This is a genomic window from Celeribacter sp. (assembly GCF_048259695.1).
Classification (GTDB): domain Bacteria; phylum Pseudomonadota; class Alphaproteobacteria; order Rhodobacterales; family Rhodobacteraceae; genus Celeribacter.
The window spans coordinates 204,824-220,373 of record NZ_JBLXHL010000001.1 but is presented as its reverse complement, the minus strand read 5'-3'; the positions used below and the strand labels follow the sequence as shown (position 1 = coordinate 220,373).

Sequence of the window (15,550 nt, the reverse complement as noted above, 5' to 3'; positions counted from 1 at the left end):
CGATGATCCAAACGACCGACAAGCCGCGTTCCTTTCAGGACATCATCCTGCGGCTGCAAGCCTATTGGGCGGCCAGGGGCTGTGCGGTGTTGCAACCCTACGACATGGAAGTGGGGGCGGGGACGTTCCACCCCGCCACGACCCTGCGTTCGCTCGGTTCGACGCCCTGGGCTGCCGCCTATGTGCAACCCTCGCGCCGTCCCACGGACGGGCGCTATGGCGAGAACCCGAACCGTCTTCAGCACTATTACCAGTTTCAGGTGGTCATCAAACCAAGCCCGCCCGATTTGCAAGATCTCTATCTCGGCTCGCTCAAGGCCATCGGCATCGACACCGAGATGCACGACATCCGCTTTGTCGAGGACGATTGGGAAAGCCCGACACTGGGCGCATGGGGCCTTGGATGGGAGGTCTGGTGCGATGGCATGGAAGTGTCGCAATTCACCTATTTCCAACAGGTTGGTGGCCACGATTGCCGTCCCGTATCGGGCGAGCTGACCTATGGTCTGGAGCGTCTGGCGATGTATGTGCTTGGCATTGATCACGTGATGGACATGCCATTCAACAGCCCCGAGGCGCCGATTGCGCTGAGCTATGGCGACATTTTCAAACAAACCGAAGAAGAGTATTCGCGCCACAACTTTGACGCCGCCAATACCGAAAAGCTTCTGACCGAGTTTGAACGCGCGGAGGCCGAATGCCATGCGCTCTTGGCCCATCCCGCCGAAGACCCCAAGACGGGCAAACGCATCATCATGGCCCATCCCGCCTATGACCAATGCATCAAGGCCAGCCACGTCTTTAACCTACTCGATGCCCGTGGCGTGATCTCCGTCACCGAACGCCAAGCCTACATCGGCCGCGTGCGCACCCTCGCCAAGGCCTGTGCCGACGCGTTTGTGCAAACCGCAGCGGGCGGATATGTGCCACAGGCGGCAGAGTGATGAACGGTAAATTGATCGCAGGTGGCATCGTGCTTACAGCAATCGTATTCGGCGCAGGCCTCTATTATTCTCAGGTCTATGCCTATTACGAGACACTCGATGCTTCCGCATCCCGCGCCACGGTGCGGGCCACGACCTTTGACGGTGTGGCCGAGGATATCCTCGCCGCCGACTATGAAGGGATCGACGCCGACACCTCGCCCATCCGCTACCGCGCCTGTTTCACCACGCCGCTGTCCACCGCGCTGATGAGCGAAACCTTTGTGCCCTACGAGGCCGCCGAGCCATTGATCGCGCCAAGTTGGTTTGGCTGTTTCGACGCTAAACAGATCGGTGCCGACCTTGAATCCGGCACGGCTCTGGCCTTTCTGGGCGAGAAGAATGTGGACTACGGGATCGACAGCGTGATTGCCGTCTACCCCGATGGGCGCGCCTATTCGTGGTACCAGATTAACCCCTGTGGGGACGCCGTATTCGATGGCGACCCCGCACCGACGGGCTGTCCCGCAGCCCCGCAAGGACAATAAGCCATGCCAGACCTGCTGATTGAACTCTTCTCCGAAGAAATCCCCGCCCGTATGCAAAAACGGGCCTGCGAAGATTTGAAAAAACACGTCACCGACGGTCTGGTCGAGGCGGGTCTGACCTATGCGTCTGCGGGGGCCTTTGCCACGCCGCGCCGTTTGGCGCTGTCCGTTGAGGGCCTTTTGGCCGCGTCGCCGACCACGGTCGAAGAGCGCAAAGGTCCGCGCGTCGATGCGCCCGCGAAAGCCCTTGAAGGCTTCTTGCGCGGGGCCGGTGTGACCAAAGACGACCTTGACGTGCGCGACGAGAAAAAGGGTCAGGTCTATGTGGCCAAGATTACCAAGCAAGGCCGTCCCGCCGCCGACATCGTGGCCGAAGTCCTTGAGAAAACCATCCGCAATTTCCCGTGGCCGAAATCCATGCGCTGGGGCAATGGATCGCTCAAATGGGTGCGTCCGCTGCATTCGATCCTGTGCATTCTGACCACCGAAGAGGGGGCCGAAGTTGTGCCGCTCGACATCGACGGGATCAAAGCGGGCAACACCGTGTTCGGTCACCGTTTCATGTCGCCAAAGACATTTACCGTCTCCTCGTTCGAGGCCTACACGACCAAGCTCAAACAGAACTTTGTCATGTTGGATGCCGCCGAGCGGGCCGAGCATATATGGCACGACGCCACCAATCAGGCCTTTGCGCAAGGTCTTGAAATCGTGGAAGATGCCGGTCTTTTGGCCGAGGTCGCGGGTCTGGTCGAATGGCCCGTTGTGTTGATGGGCGACATTGCCGCGGATTTCATGGACCTGCCGCCCGAAGTGCTGCAAACCTCGATGAAGGAACACCAGAAATTCTTCTCCGTGCGCAATCCCAAAACGGGCCGCATTGAGAAATTCGTGACCGTTGCCAACCGCGAAACTGCCGACAATGGCGCGACCATTTTGTCGGGCAACCAAAAGGTGCTGTTCGCCCGCCTGTCGGACGCGAAATTCTTTTGGGAGAACGACATTCGTACGATCGAACGTGACGGCATGGAATCCATGTCCGCGCCGCTTGCCAACGTCACCTTCCACAACAAACTCGGCTCCCAAGCCGACCGCATTGCCCGCATTGCCGCTCTGGCCCGCGAGATCGCGCCGATTGTGGGTGCGGACGCGGATGAGGCGGAACTGGCCGCCAAGGTGGCCAAGGCCGATCTGTCCTCCGAGATGGTCTATGAGTTCCCCGAATTGCAGGGCATCATGGGGCGGTATTACGCCAAAAAAGCGGGTCTGTCCGATGCCATCGCCGATGCGTGCCGCGATCACTATTCGCCGCTTGGCCCGTCCGATGATGTGCCGACCGAGCCCGTCTCCGTGGCCGTCGCACTTGCCGATAAACTCGACACGCTGACTGGGTTCTGGGCGATTGATGAAAAGCCAACAGGCTCGAAAGACCCGTTCGCCCTGCGCCGTGCGGCGCTCGGGGTTACGCGGTTGGTGTTGGGGAATGATCTGCGGCTTCCATTGTTGGCAACTTTTGCAAAGGGAAATGACGGTGCGGATACCACCGACCTCCTTTCCTTCTTCCACGACCGTCTCAAAGTCTTCCTCAAAGACGAGGGCATTCGCCACGATGTGATTGATGCCTGTCTTGTCATGGACGGCGCCGACGACATCACGTTGCTCGTCAAGCGCGCCCGCGCGCTGTCCGCGACATTGGCGACCGAGGACGGTCAGAACCTGATCCAAGGGTTCAAACGCGCCAACAACATTCTCAGCCAAGCGGAGGAAAATGACGGCGTTGAATACTCCTACGGCGCCGACATCAAGTTCGCCGAAATGGACGAGGAACGCGCCCTTTTCGCCGCCCTCGACGTGGCCGAGACAAAAATCAAACCGGCGATGGCGTCCGAGGATTTCACCGCCGCCATGTCCGCAATGGCCGACCTGCGCGGTCCCGTGGATGCGTTTTTCGAAGCGGTTCAGGTGAATGCCGACAACGACGTGGTGCGCCGCAACCGTCTGAACCTGTTGGGCCGTATCCGTGACATCTGTTTGGGCGTGGCCGATCTGACCAGGATCGACGGGTAACGTCACGAGGGTGGTGATGAAAAGGGCGGGGGCGATGAAAAGGACGGATGCGGGAACGTTTTAGTTGCGCACCCCCCCGCGCCCCGCGTAGGCTCCGCGACAAAGGAGCGCCGCAGTGCAGCACACAGTCGAAAGCCTTGGATTTACACGTATAAAGAGAGTGGCGCCGATTGCGACCGCCACCCACGGCGGACGTGCGAAATGTCTGCAACGGTTGATCCGCCTTGATCTGCCTGTTCCCAAAACCGTGGCGCTCAGCTTCGATGCCGTTCATGCGCTCGCCGAAGGGCAACAGCCCGACATGGACGCGCTGTTGGATGTGTTCGGGGAAAAACAATTGCTCTCGGTGCGCCCCTCATCCGAAGTCTCCGATTGGGGCGGGCCGAATGCGGTGCTCAACATCGGCATGAATGCCGCCCGACACGCGGAGCTGACGGCGAGCTTGGGTCAGGATGCTGCTGACGCGCTTTATCTTCGATCTGTACAAGCTTACGCGGTGCATGTTGAGAAACTGGACCCTGAATTGTTCGAATTTGACAATTCTATGTCGACCTCGGAACAGCTCAAAACAGCGCTTGAGGCCTATTTCGACGAAACGGATGAGGAATTCCCCCAAGAGGTCACTGTCCAGTTGGCGCAGGTTCTGCGGTCGATGGCGCGGGCCTGGGCGGGGACAACGGCGCGGTTGTTGCGACAGGCCAAAGGGGCGCCTGCGGATGCGGGTCTGGGTCTGGTCGTGCAAGCGATGGCTTTTGGGTTGGGCAGCGGTGACTACGGGTCGGGCGTTGTGCAACTGGTCGAGAACGAGACCGGTGAGCCGATCGTCAAAGGCCGGTTCATCCGCCAGAGCCAGGGGCGCGAAACACAGGTCAATGAACGCAATGTCATCTATCTGACCAAAGATGGTCGGGGTCCGTCCCTTGAGGAGGCATTGCCCGGAGTTTATGCCGAACTGGTGGCCGCCGCCCATCTGTGCCGCACGAAGTTGCGCGAAGAGATGGAAGTCAAATTTACCATTGAAAACGGTAAGTTGCATATCATTGACGCCATTCGCGTGCCGCGTTCGTCGCGGGCGGCCTTGCGTATTGCGGTGCAATTGGCCGAGGACGGGATTATCTCCAAGGACGAGGCCCTGTGCCGTGTTCCGGCGCGGTCGTTGACCGAGTTGCTGCACCCGCAGGTCGATCCTGTCGGCACCCGTGATGTTGCGTGTCGTGGCATCGCGGCCAGCCCCGGGGGGGCCGTCGGAAAAATCGTGTTCACCTCGGCCGCCGCACAGGCCAGCGAAGCACGTGGCGAGCCATGCATTTTGGTGCGCCGTGAAACCGCGCCCGAGGATATCCGCGGAATGCATTCGTCCGTTGGTGTGTTGACCGAACGTGGTGGTGTGACGTCACATGCCGCCGTGATCGCCCGTGGCCTTGGCGTGCCATGTGTCGTGGGCGCGGACGTGCGTATCAATTCCCGCGCCCATACCCTGACCCTGCCTGATGGGCGTGAGGTCAAAGAGGGCGATGTGATGACGCTCGACGGCTCTGCCGGAGAGGCGTTGTTCGGGGCGGTCAAAATGATGCCGCCGTCAAAAGACTATTGGTATCTGCAGCTTATGGAGTGGGCCGACGCAATTCGCGATATTGGTGTGCGCGCCAATGCCGACACGCCCGCCGATGCCGCGATGGCGCGGGATTTCAAGGCGCAGGGGATCGGCCTGTGCCGGACCGAGCACATGTTCTTTGATGGCGACCGCCTTACGGTGATGCGCGAGATGATTTTTGCGCAAACCCACGAGGACCGCCAAGAGGCCATTGCCCGTCTTTTGCCGATGCAGCGGGCCGATTTTGCCGCGCTGTTCGATATTATGCGCGGCAAGCCTGTGTGCATCCGTCTGTTCGATCCGCCCTTACACGAATTTTTGCCGTCAGATCGCGCCGGAGCCAAGGAATTGGCCGAGGCGCTCGATCTGCCGTTGTCGGACGTGACGCGCCGCATCGAGTGGCTGTCGGAATTCAATCCGATGCTCGGAATGCGCGGTGTGCGGCTCGGGATTACATTCCCCGAAATATACGAAATGCAGGCCCGCGCTATTTTCGAGGCCACGGTCGAGGTTTCAAAGCACGGCGATCCTGTTGTGCCGGAAATCATGATTCCGTTGGTGTCGGCCAAGCGCGAGGTGGAATTGGTTAAAACACAGGTGGACGGTGTCGCCGCCGCTGTGCGCAACGAAACGGGAAGCGCGTTTACCTATCGGTTGGGTGTGATGGTGGAGACCCCGCGGGCCGCGCTTCGGGCGGGGGATATCGCGCAGCATGCGGCGTTTTTGTCGTTCGGCACGAATGATCTGACGCAAATGACCTACGGCCTGTCGCGCGATGATGCGGGCCGGTTTATGAACGCTTATGTCCAACAGGGGGTCTATCCCGAGGACCCGTTCCACACGCTTGATATCGACGGGGTGGGGGAGCTTTTGAACATTGGGGCCGCACGGGGGCGGGCGGTTTCGCCGGATGTCACCCTGTCAGTCTGTGGCGAGCATGGCGGCAACCCCGAATCTATCGCGTTTTGCCGTGCTGCGGGCTTTGACTACGTGTCGTGTTCGCCGTTTCGGGTGCCTGTTGCGCGCTTGGCGGCTGCGCAATTGGTCGCAGAGGGCCGTCGTCGCAAATAATCGGCATAGTGCATTGTTTTGAAATAAAAATATGCGATTTAGACTCGGCGTGAATACCCTGTTTGACGGGCCGTAATTGATGGTTTTGTAACCTCGAAAAGCCGCCGAGGTGGACCAATCGGAAAAATTGGCATAAATAGCGCCTCAACCAAAGGACCATGAGCCCCGATTTTCAGGGCGCAAGGAGAGGTGTCAATGAAAGTATTTACCGGACTGAAAGCGTTTGCGCTTGTGTCTGCGCTTGGCGTTTTTGCCACTCCGCAGACCCTTGGCGCCTCCGAAACGCTGAGCATGTCAAACGCTCCTATGGGGGTGCTGACCGACGAGTTGTCCGTGCTGTTCGCTCAAGAGCGTGATGCCATGAAAGGCGCCAGTGCCGAAGCTGTGGCTGTTGTCTTGGCGAATTACCGGCCCAAGGCCAAACCGACCCCGCCCGTAAAGGTGGAGTATACCAAGCCCTATCTCGCCCAATTGCCGCAAGCATCGGGTGGCGAGGCGTGGGAATGCCTGTCCGAGGCGCTGTATTTCGAGGCCCGTGGCGAAAGCGTCAAAGGTCAGTTTGCTGTCGCAGAGGTCATTCTCAACCGTGTGTCATCGCCCGCGTTTCCCGATACGGTGTGCGGTGTGGTCAATCAGGGGACGGGTAAAAAATATCAATGCCAGTTCACCTATACCTGTGACGGTCAAGCCGAAGCCATCCACGAACCCAAAGCCTACACACGCGTGGGCAAAGTGGCGCGTTTGATGTTGGACGGTGCGCCGCGCCGCCTCACGGAGGGCGCCACACATTACCACACCACGGCGGTGAACCCGCGGTGGGCGCGTAAATTCCCGCGCACGGCACAAATCGGCGTCCACTTCTTTTACAAGATGCCGCGCGCCTGATTTTTGCGGATTTGTAACAATTCGAGACCCCGTCGGCGAAAACCGGCGGGGTTTTGCGCGTCTTGGGGGCTTTATGAGCGGCGAATGTTGGACGTGCCGCACAATCTGCTGTAGCAGGGGGCGACTTTTGACCACAGACGAGGCCCTTATGGTGTCCGACATCCATCTCGCGTTCGATCACCCCGAGGCCCGCGCCGCCGCGACCTCCACCGATGTGCCGCATGATCGAATTTCACTGCGTGATCATGTGGTTGAGGTTGATATCGGTGCGTTCCAATCCGAGCGCGGCGTGACGCAGCGTGTGGGCTTCAACATTGTGGTGGAGCTAACGCCGCTCACCGGCCCGATTGATGATGATGTCGACCGTATCCTGTCCTATGACCGCCTGACCGAAGCGATCCGCATCGAGTTGGACGCCGAACGGATGAACCTGCTCGAAACGCTCGCCGAACGGATCGCGGATCGTATCCTGACCGAACCGCGTGCCTTTCGCGTGTTTGTGCGGGTTGAAAAACTTGACCGTGGGTCGGGGGCCTTGGGGGTGGAAATCGTCCGCACTGCGGGCCAAACCGCAGATCGGGCGCGTGAAATGACGGCGCCCGCACCGCATCCCGTTGTGTTGCACCTGAGCGCCGAAGCCCTTGAACATGCGGATCTGGGCGCATGGATTGATGCGCTGCACGCCGATCCCCGCCCCGCGATCGTCACCGTGGGCTTGCCGAACGGGGCACGGCCCACCTCCGCGACCAAGCTGACGCAGCGGCGTATTGATCTTTTGGCGATCGAACAGAATGCGTGGGGATTGGCGGGGCGCGATGCGCGTTGTGTGGTCCGCTCTACGCGTACGGAACTCGATTGGGCGATGAAAAATGGCCATATTTCGGTGTGGGCGCCGTCAAAAATGGTGCTTGATGCGGTGCATCGTCCCACGGGAGGGGCGCTTGAATTGGTCGCATGGATGGCAGATGAATTGTCGGCCTGCGAAGTGATCGTGGTGGGCGGCGATGCGCCTCATGCCTGTGGCGTGCCTGTGCGCCTGTGCCCCGTCGATGCGCCGGCAGTGGTCGCGTGATCTGATGGCCGCGCTTTATTATCGCCCTCGCGTTCAAACCGACACGCTGCGCCCGCCCGGGGCGGTGACGCTTGCGGGGGGATGGGCGTGGTTTGCGCAGGTGGAGGTGCTGTCGCGTGATGCCGCGCCGCGCATTATCGCCGTGAGAGATGTGCCTGATGCGATCCTTGCGCGGTTGACTGCGCCACGCGGCACGGTTGCGGGGCTGAACCTTGCGCAGCCCAACCTTATGGGCATTCTCAACGTGACGCCCGACAGTTTTTCTGACGGCGGGTTATTCGTCAGCCCCGTGGACGCGATCCAACATGCGTTGGACATGGTACATCAGGGGGCGGACATGATCGATATCGGCGGTGAAAGCACTCGCCCCGGGGCCGCTTATATTCCCGATGGCGAAGAGATTTCCCGCACCGCGCCGGTGATCGCCGCGATCCGCAGCGCCACCTCCGTGCCGATTTCAATCGACACCCGCAAAGCCACAGTGGCTGAACGGGCGCTCGACGCGGGGGCCGATTTGGTTAACGATGTCTATGCCTTCACCCATGACGCCGCCCTTGCGGATGTGGTGGCGCGGTATGATGTGCCTGTGTGCCTCATGCATGCACAGGGTGACCCCGAGGTGATGCAGGACAATCCGCACTACGATAATGTGGTGTTGGATGTGTATGATTTCCTCGATGCGCGGATCAAGGTGGCCGAGGCCGCGGGCATTGCGCGCCGTCATATAATCGTCGATCCGGGGATCGGGTTCGGTAAAAATATGGCGCATAATCTGGCGCTATTGAACCGGCTGTCGGTGTTTCACGGGCTTGGCTGTGGTATTCTTTTAGGGGCGTCGCGCAAGAGGTTTATCGGGACAATCGGCAAGGCCCCCGAGGCCAAAGACCGCGCGGCGGGATCTGTCGCGGTGGCATTGGCCGCAGTGGCGCAGGGGGTGCAGATCCTGCGCGTCCATGACGTGGCACAAACAAAACAGGCGCTTGCCGTATGGCAGGCCGTAGCGAGTGGGGAGTACGCGCAATGACACGTAAGTTTTTTGGCACCGATGGGGTGCGTGGCCGCGCCAATACCGCGCCCATGACCGCCGAAATGGCGTTGCGTCTCGGGGCTGCTGCGGGGCGCTATTTCCGGCGCGGGGATGGCGGCAAAGAGCACCGTGTGGTGATCGGAAAGGACACCCGCCTGTCGGGGTACATGTTCGAGAATGCGCTCACGGCGGGGTTTACCTCGACGGGAATGAACGTGTTCTTGCTTGGTCCTGTGCCGACCCCTGCGGTGGGGATGCTGACGACCTCGATGCGTGCCGATGTGGGGGTGATGATTTCTGCGTCGCATAACCCCGCCGAAGACAACGGGATCAAGTTCTTTGGCCCGGACGGGTTCAAGCTTTCGGATGAGGCCGAGATGGAGATCGAGCGGATGCTGATCGAAGGCGTCGAACCCGCGCAGGCCCGCAATATCGGGCGGGCCAAACGGATCGATGACGGGCGGTTCCGCTACAATGAACGGATCAAAGGCACCTTGCCGCGCGGCATGTCCCTCAAGGGGCTAAAAGTGGTGATCGACTGTGCCAACGGCGCGGCCTACCGAACGGCGCCTGAAGTTTTATGGGAACTTGGCGCCGATGTTATCCCCGTGGGAACGTCGCCTAATGGGCTGAATATCAATGATAAATGTGGGTCTACCTATGTGCGTACAGCTGCGGAAGCGGTGGTGGCACATGGCGCGGACGTGGGGATTTGCCTTGATGGTGATGCGGACCGCGTGATGATCCTCGACGAGACGGGCGCGGTGGCGGACGGTGATCAGTTGATGGGTTTGATGGCCAAACGGTGGTCTGATCTGGGGCGCCTGAGCGGTGGTGCATTGGTTGCGACCGTGATGTCGAACCTCGGCTTGGAGCGGTTCATGGCGGCCGAGGGGCTGAAACTGGAGCGCACCGCCGTGGGCGACCGTTATGTGGTCGAGCGGATGCGCGAAGGCGGGTTTAACCTTGGTGGCGAGCAGTCGGGCCACATTGTGATGACCGACTTTGCGACCACGGGCGACGGGCTTTTGGCGGGTCTGCAATTCCTTGCGGGGATGGTCGAGACGGGTAAAAAGGCCTCCGAGCTGACCAAGGTGTTCGAGCCTGTGCCGCAGCTTTTGAAAAACGTGCGCTATGGCACGGGCCAAAAGCCGTTGAGCAACGAAGATGTCCAAAAGGCGATTGCGGATGCTGAGGCTAAGTTGCAAGGCAACGGGCGGTTGTTGATCCGCAAATCAGGCACAGAGCCGTTGATCCGCGTTATGGCCGAAAGTGTGAGCGAGGTGATCTTGGTCGCGGCGGTGAACAGCGTGGTTGAGGCGGTCGAAAAAGCGACGCGTTAAAAATGTTCGAAACAGACAAGAAAAGGCGGCCCATTGGGTCGCCTTTTGCATTTTAAATTGTGTTTGTACTATTTGGCTCGCTTACTGACCTGCGACGTAGGGCGCGTATACGAGCACCGAGGCCGCGCTCATAAGGGTCCAGACCACACCGAGGGTGCGTATGAACAGTCCCGAATTTCCCTTTGGCTTGGCAATCGCGACCGCACGGGCCACGGCCAAAAGATAGATGCCGAACACGACGAAAGACGCGCTCAACACCGGACTAAGGACGGGGATAAAGGAGGCAATCGCCAACAAGGCAATCATCACACCCAAATAGAACAGCCCCGCCAAATAGTTGCCTGCCCAAAATGTGTCGCCCAACCCCTCTTTGCCTTTGAGGAGGCTGATCCAAAAGGCGCGGGTGAACATGCGCTGACGTTCCGCCGCGATTTGGTCAAGGTCATCAGGTGTCAGGTCGTCGGGAAGGTGGTTGTCGGACATTTTGGCCTCACTTTCGGGGATATTTGCGCATGAAAAAGGGCGCCCCGCAAGGCGCCCTTTCCCGCATTTGCTGTGACAGAAGCGCCTTAGTTGCGCTCTTTGTCGACCATTTTTCCTGCGGAAATCCACGGCATCATGCCGCGCAGTTTCGCACCGGTTTCTTCGATCAGGTGTTCGTCGTTTGCGCGGCGCGACGCTTTCAGTGTGGGTTGACCAACTGCGTTTTCGAGCATGAAGTCACGAACGAATTTACCGGACTGGATATCGGACAGAACGCGCTTCATTTCCGCTTTTGTCTGGTCGTATGGAATGACGCGTGGGCCGGTGACGTACTGGCCGTACTCGGCGGTGTTGGAGATGGAGTAATCCATGTTCGCGATGCCGCCTTCGTAGATCAGGTCGACGATCAGTTTCACTTCGTGCAAGCACTCGAAGTAAGCCATTTCAGGGGCATAGCCCGCTTCGACGAGGGTTTCAAAGCCACAACGGATGAGGTCGACAATGCCGCCGCACAAAACAGCTTGCTCACCGAACAGGTCGGTTTCGCACTCTTCGCGGAAGTTGGTTTCAATGATGCCGGAGCGACCACCACCGATTGCGGAGCAATAGGACAGACCGATTTCAAGCGCTTTGCCGGTTGCGTCGGTGTCGACAGCCACGAGGCAAGGCACGCCGCCGCCTTTGACGTATTCGCCGCGCACGGTGTGGCCCGGGCCTTTTGGCGCCATCATGATCACGTCAACGCCGGCTTTGGGTTCGATGAGGCCAAAGTGAACGTTCAGGCCGTGGGCGAATGCGATGGCCGCACCTGGCTTGATGTTGTCGTGGACGTATTTTTTGTAGGTTTCGGCTTGAAGCTCGTCGGGCATGGTGAACATGATCACGTCACACCATGCGGCGGCTTCGGCGATGCCCATAACGGTGAGGCCTTCGGCTTCGCATTTCTTGGCGGACGAAGAGCCTTCGCGCAGGGCGACGACAACGTTTTTCGCGCCGGAATCGCGCAGGTTGAGCGCATGTGCGTGGCCTTGTGAGCCATAGCCAAGGATGGCAACTTTGGCTTCTTTGATGAGATTTACATCGCAATCGCGATCATAATAAACGCGCATGGTGGGCGCTCCCTATAGGCAGTGTCGGCGTGTATATCGCCAACGGATTGATATTGGTGGTAATATGATGCAAGCCAGACGTAATAGCGTTTCAAAAATTGACAATTTTGCCAAAAGATGCGCAAATTCATGCGCAAAAAATAGATATGTGAAAAATTCATGCGAATAGATGATACGGACCGGCGTGTCTTGCGCCAGCTACAAGCGGACCCCGACGCCCCTGCTTCGGAATTGGCCGAGCGGGCAGGGGTGACGCCCGCAACCTATACGCGGCGGTTGGTGGCGATGCGCAGTGCGGGGGTGATCCGTGCGATCCGTGATGAGATCAACTGGCGCGCGTTGGGCTATTCGGTCGAGGTATCGCTCCGGTTTACATTGGACAAGACCGAGCCACGGGCGTTTGACGAATTTATCGCCGCGGCCCGCGCCGTCCCCGAGGTGATTTCGATCGGCACGTTTTTGGGGCAGGTGGATGTGCGCCTGTTGATCATTGCGCGGGATATGCCGGACTATCAGCGGCTGTACCGCGAGCAAATTCTGACGTTGCCGCATATTTCCGATATCGAGGCGCTGATGCATGTCGCACAGGTCAAAAACCGTCATGCGGTGCCGCTATGATTGAACTGGACGAGGTTGATCGCGCTTTGGCGCGGGCATTGTGTGCGGATGCAACGCGGTCGGCGGGGGCGCTTGGTCGTGATCTCGGGATGAGCCAACCTGCGACGTGGCGGCGGATCAAGCGGTTGCGCGAGGCAGGCCTGTTCGGGCCGCGCCGCGTTGATCTCGATCTTGAAAAAGTGGGGTTCGGTGTGACCGTCTTTTTGGGGGTCAAACTGGCCACCAAGGGCCGTGTGTCATTGGAGGATTTCGAACGCGCCGTGGCCGCAATCCCGGAGGTGCAAACGGTGCAGCACGTGCTTGGCGTCTATGACTACCGTTTGCGGGTGGTCGCCACGGACCTTCCGGATTTCGAACGTGTGTTGCGGCGGCGCATTATGACGTTGCCCGGTGTGGGCAATGTCGAGGCGAATGTACTGCTGTCCGAGGAGCGCCTTGCGGGACCGCTGTGAGGCTTATGAATGTGCGGCTTTGACCTTTTCGGGGGGGAGATCGGCGTAGCCCGTGACCATTGGCTTGATCAGGTTTTCGCCCTTGCGCTTTTTATACCAGAAAATCGCGCCGATGTGGCCGAGGACCATGAGCAACAACAATGCAGAGAGCGGTTCGTGCAGCGAGAGCGCTTTGCGCGCCAGATCAATCGAGACGTATTGCGCCAAAGGCCCTGTGTTGATGTAATCTTCGGGGTCCGCAAACAGACCTGCGGTGATTTGCAGCGCGAGGACAACAAGCACGCCCACGACGAATATCGCACCCACGGGGTTGTGGCCGTAGCTGCGTGAGGGCGTTTGTGTGGGCAGCGTGCGGGCATAGGTGGCGATTTTACGCGGGCCTTTGACAAAGTGGCTGAACCGCGCGGTGCGGTAGCCGACAATGCCCCAGATGATCCGCAAGGCGACAATCGCCGCAACGGTGTAGCCCGCATAAAAGTGGAGCGTCATGATGTTTGGCCCGAACTTTCCCAACCCCCAAGCGGTCGCGAATGCGATCACAAGGGACCAGTGCAAGACCCGCACAACGGGATCCCAGACATAGGTTTTTTGCAAGCTATCGGACATCATAACGCTCCTTTAAAGCCTTTGATTAGAAGTCTTTGGCGCGGAAGTCGTCGTGACATGCCTTACATGTGCCGCCCATTTTTCCGACTGCCGGTTGTAGCGCGTCAAGGCCATTGCCCGCCACGTCGTTCAACTCGACAACGGCTTGGTAAAAGGCCATGCCATCCGCCTGGAAATCGGCCATGTTGGCCCAGATGTCGGCTTTGGCGCGGGTTTCGCCGGGCAGGTCGTCATTGGATGTGCCCGGCGCATATAGGTCGGCGGTGGTGTAGGCGGTCAGAGCCAGAATATCTTTAGCAGTGGCAGAGGCAGCCTCGGCGTCGTAGTCGATTTTACCCTGTGCCATGCCGGCAAGGGTGTCCATTTCAAAGCCGACAAGCGTGTAAAACGCACGGCGGGCTTTGGCGGTGTCGGAGGCGGATTGGGCAAAGGCACCTGTGGCGGCGGTTGCGGCGATGATGGTTGTGAGTAGAAGGTTACGCATTGTACTGTGTCCTGTTGGTTATGAACGGGTGTCGTTTATGGTGTGGGTCCGCGCGTCCCATGCAATATGATGATTATGTTCATGGAATTAAACGCGACACTTTCGCCTTTCCGTCGCAGTTTTCCGTATTTTTCTTATCTTTTTTGTGAAAGCGGCCGGTCTGGTGCCATGTATGCAAAAGGGCGCCCCTGTGGGCGCCCTGTGTTTTGTTGTGCCGGACAGCGATTATTAGGGCATTTTGATCTGGATTTTGATGTCTGCCGGATGCGCGGCGGCGGCACGATCAAAGGCGGCGATGGATTGCTCGAACGGGTAGGTTGCGGCGATCAGAGGTTTGAGATCCACTTTGCCCGAGGCGATCAATTCTACGGCGCGGTCAAAAATATTGGCGTAGCGGAACACCGTTTCCATATGCAGCTCTTTGGCCATGGCGCCGACGAGATCGAATTCGAATTTATCGACGGGCAGCCCCACGAACACGACCATGCCGCCGGGGCGGGCGTTGGCAAAAAGGGACGGGTAAACGGAGGGGTGACCCGCGCATTCAAACACCACATCCGCGCCCCAACCATCCGTCGCGTCGAGGACTTGCTCGGCGGCGGGGCGGGTCGGGTCAAGCGGGATAATCCCGTCATATTGTCCTGCGGTTTCAAGCTTTTGTGCCACAACGTCATGGATCAAAACGCGCGAACATCCCCCCGCAAGCGCGGCCAGGGCGGTCATCACGCCGATCGGTCCCGCACCGATTACGACGGCCACGTCGCCGGGGGTGATTCTGGCCTTTGCGGCGGCTTGCATTCCGATGGCAAAGGGTTCGACCATCGCGCCTTCGGCAAAGCTCACCGTATCGGGCAGCTTGAACGTGAAGGCGGCGGGGTGGATCACCGAAGGGGTCAAGCAGCCATGCACAGGCGGGGTCGCCCAGAACGTGACATCGGGGTCCACATTGTAGATGCCAAGCTTGGTGGCGCGGCTCGACATGTTCGGCACGCCGGGCTCCATGCACACGCGGTCGCCGACCTTGAGGTGGTGGACCTGAGCGCCGACGGCGGTGATTGTCCCTGCGGCTTCGTGACCCAAAACCATCGGGGCCTCGACCACAAAGGGGCCGATGCGTCCGTGGGTGTAATAGTGGACATCAGAGCCGCACACGCCAACGGTGTCGATGGCGATTTCAACATCCTGCGGCCCCATCGTGTGGCCGATGTCGAAGGCGCGGATGGATATTTTCCCTTTTTCTTCAAGAACAACAGCAGGTTGCGCAGCCATGG

Annotated in this window: 15 protein-coding genes; 10 read left to right on the top strand and 5 right to left on the bottom strand. The window is 59.4% G+C overall.

Going from position 1 to position 15,550, the window contains the following annotated elements; genetic code table 11:
- The first annotated feature begins 2 nt into the window (after window positions 1-2).
- The 8 genes from ACN0Q0_RS01070 to glmM all read left to right on the top strand — a co-directional run bounded on the left by ACN0Q0_RS01070 (window position 3) and on the right by glmM (window position 10,527).
- Window positions 3-944: a glycine--tRNA ligase subunit alpha gene (locus tag ACN0Q0_RS01070; protein WP_417241964.1), complete on the top strand. Its 942-nt coding sequence runs from the start codon at window positions 3-5 to the stop codon at window positions 942-944.
- Window positions 944-1,471: a DUF6446 family protein gene (locus ACN0Q0_RS01065; RefSeq protein ID WP_417241496.1), complete on the top strand. Its 528-nt coding sequence runs from the start codon at window positions 944-946 to the stop codon at window positions 1,469-1,471. The genes ACN0Q0_RS01070 and ACN0Q0_RS01065 overlap by 1 nt, the downstream gene beginning before the upstream one ends.
- 3 nt (window positions 1,472-1,474) lie before the next feature.
- Entirely contained in the window at window positions 1,475-3,535 is a 2,061-nt protein-coding gene (gene glyS, locus ACN0Q0_RS01060; protein ID WP_417241495.1) for a glycine--tRNA ligase subunit beta, read from the top strand.
- Between the two features lie 115 nt (window positions 3,536-3,650).
- Window positions 3,651-6,200 (top strand): putative PEP-binding protein, encoded by a 2,550-nt coding sequence (locus ACN0Q0_RS01055; protein WP_417241494.1) that lies wholly within the window; start codon window positions 3,651-3,653, stop codon window positions 6,198-6,200.
- Between the two features lie 195 nt (window positions 6,201-6,395).
- Window positions 6,396-7,085, top strand: a complete 690-nt coding sequence (locus ACN0Q0_RS01050) for a cell wall hydrolase (RefSeq protein WP_417241493.1) — start codon at window positions 6,396-6,398, stop codon at window positions 7,083-7,085.
- A gap of 148 nt (window positions 7,086-7,233) precedes the next feature.
- The gene (locus ACN0Q0_RS01045) at window positions 7,234-8,157 is read left to right on the top strand and encodes a dihydroneopterin aldolase (protein ID WP_417241963.1); all 924 of its coding nucleotides are present in this window, start codon (window positions 7,234-7,236) and stop codon (window positions 8,155-8,157) included.
- A gap of 4 nt (window positions 8,158-8,161) precedes the next feature.
- A complete protein-coding gene (gene folP, locus ACN0Q0_RS01040; protein WP_417241962.1) occupies window positions 8,162-9,181 on the top strand; it encodes a dihydropteroate synthase in 1,020 nt (339 codons plus the stop codon).
- Window positions 9,178-10,527 (top strand): phosphoglucosamine mutase, encoded by a 1,350-nt coding sequence (glmM, locus tag ACN0Q0_RS01035; protein ID WP_417241492.1) that lies wholly within the window; start codon window positions 9,178-9,180, stop codon window positions 10,525-10,527. The genes folP and glmM overlap by 4 nt, the downstream gene beginning before the upstream one ends.
- 81 nt (window positions 10,528-10,608) lie before the next feature.
- On the opposite strand, the gene ACN0Q0_RS01030 is transcribed toward glmM, so the two are convergent.
- Together ACN0Q0_RS01030 and ilvC are read right to left on the bottom strand one after the other, a co-directional pair.
- Window positions 10,609-11,010, bottom strand: a complete 402-nt coding sequence (locus tag ACN0Q0_RS01030) for a hypothetical protein (RefSeq protein WP_417241491.1) — start codon at window positions 11,008-11,010, stop codon at window positions 10,609-10,611.
- An 86-nt stretch (window positions 11,011-11,096) separates the two neighbouring features.
- Window positions 11,097-12,119 (bottom strand): ketol-acid reductoisomerase, encoded by a 1,023-nt coding sequence (gene ilvC, locus ACN0Q0_RS01025; RefSeq protein ID WP_417241490.1) that lies wholly within the window; start codon window positions 12,117-12,119, stop codon window positions 11,097-11,099.
- Between the two features lie 159 nt (window positions 12,120-12,278).
- Here ilvC and ACN0Q0_RS01020 point away from each other — a divergent pair, with 159 nt between their 5' ends.
- Together ACN0Q0_RS01020 and ACN0Q0_RS01015 are read left to right on the top strand one after the other, a co-directional pair.
- The gene (locus tag ACN0Q0_RS01020; RefSeq protein ID WP_417241489.1) at window positions 12,279-12,737 is read left to right on the top strand and encodes an Lrp/AsnC family transcriptional regulator; all 459 of its coding nucleotides are present in this window, start codon (window positions 12,279-12,281) and stop codon (window positions 12,735-12,737) included.
- On the top strand, window positions 12,734-13,189 hold the full coding sequence (locus tag ACN0Q0_RS01015) for an Lrp/AsnC family transcriptional regulator (RefSeq protein WP_417241488.1): 456 nt from the start codon (window positions 12,734-12,736) through the stop codon (window positions 13,187-13,189). The genes ACN0Q0_RS01020 and ACN0Q0_RS01015 overlap by 4 nt, the downstream gene beginning before the upstream one ends.
- 3 nt (window positions 13,190-13,192) lie before the next feature.
- On the opposite strand, the gene ACN0Q0_RS01010 is transcribed toward ACN0Q0_RS01015, so the two are convergent.
- The 3 genes from ACN0Q0_RS01010 to ACN0Q0_RS01000 form a co-directional block, all read right to left on the bottom strand.
- Window positions 13,193-13,795 (bottom strand): cytochrome b/b6 domain-containing protein, encoded by a 603-nt coding sequence (locus ACN0Q0_RS01010; RefSeq protein WP_417241487.1) that lies wholly within the window; start codon window positions 13,793-13,795, stop codon window positions 13,193-13,195.
- 25 nt (window positions 13,796-13,820) lie between these two features.
- On the bottom strand, window positions 13,821-14,279 hold the full coding sequence (locus ACN0Q0_RS01005) for a c-type cytochrome (protein WP_417241486.1): 459 nt from the start codon (window positions 14,277-14,279) through the stop codon (window positions 13,821-13,823).
- A 228-nt stretch (window positions 14,280-14,507) separates the two neighbouring features.
- Complete coding sequence (locus ACN0Q0_RS01000) at window positions 14,508-15,548, bottom strand: NAD(P)-dependent alcohol dehydrogenase (protein ID WP_417241485.1); 1,041 nt, start codon at window positions 15,546-15,548, stop codon at window positions 14,508-14,510.
- Between the last annotated feature and the right edge of the window lie 2 nt (window positions 15,549-15,550).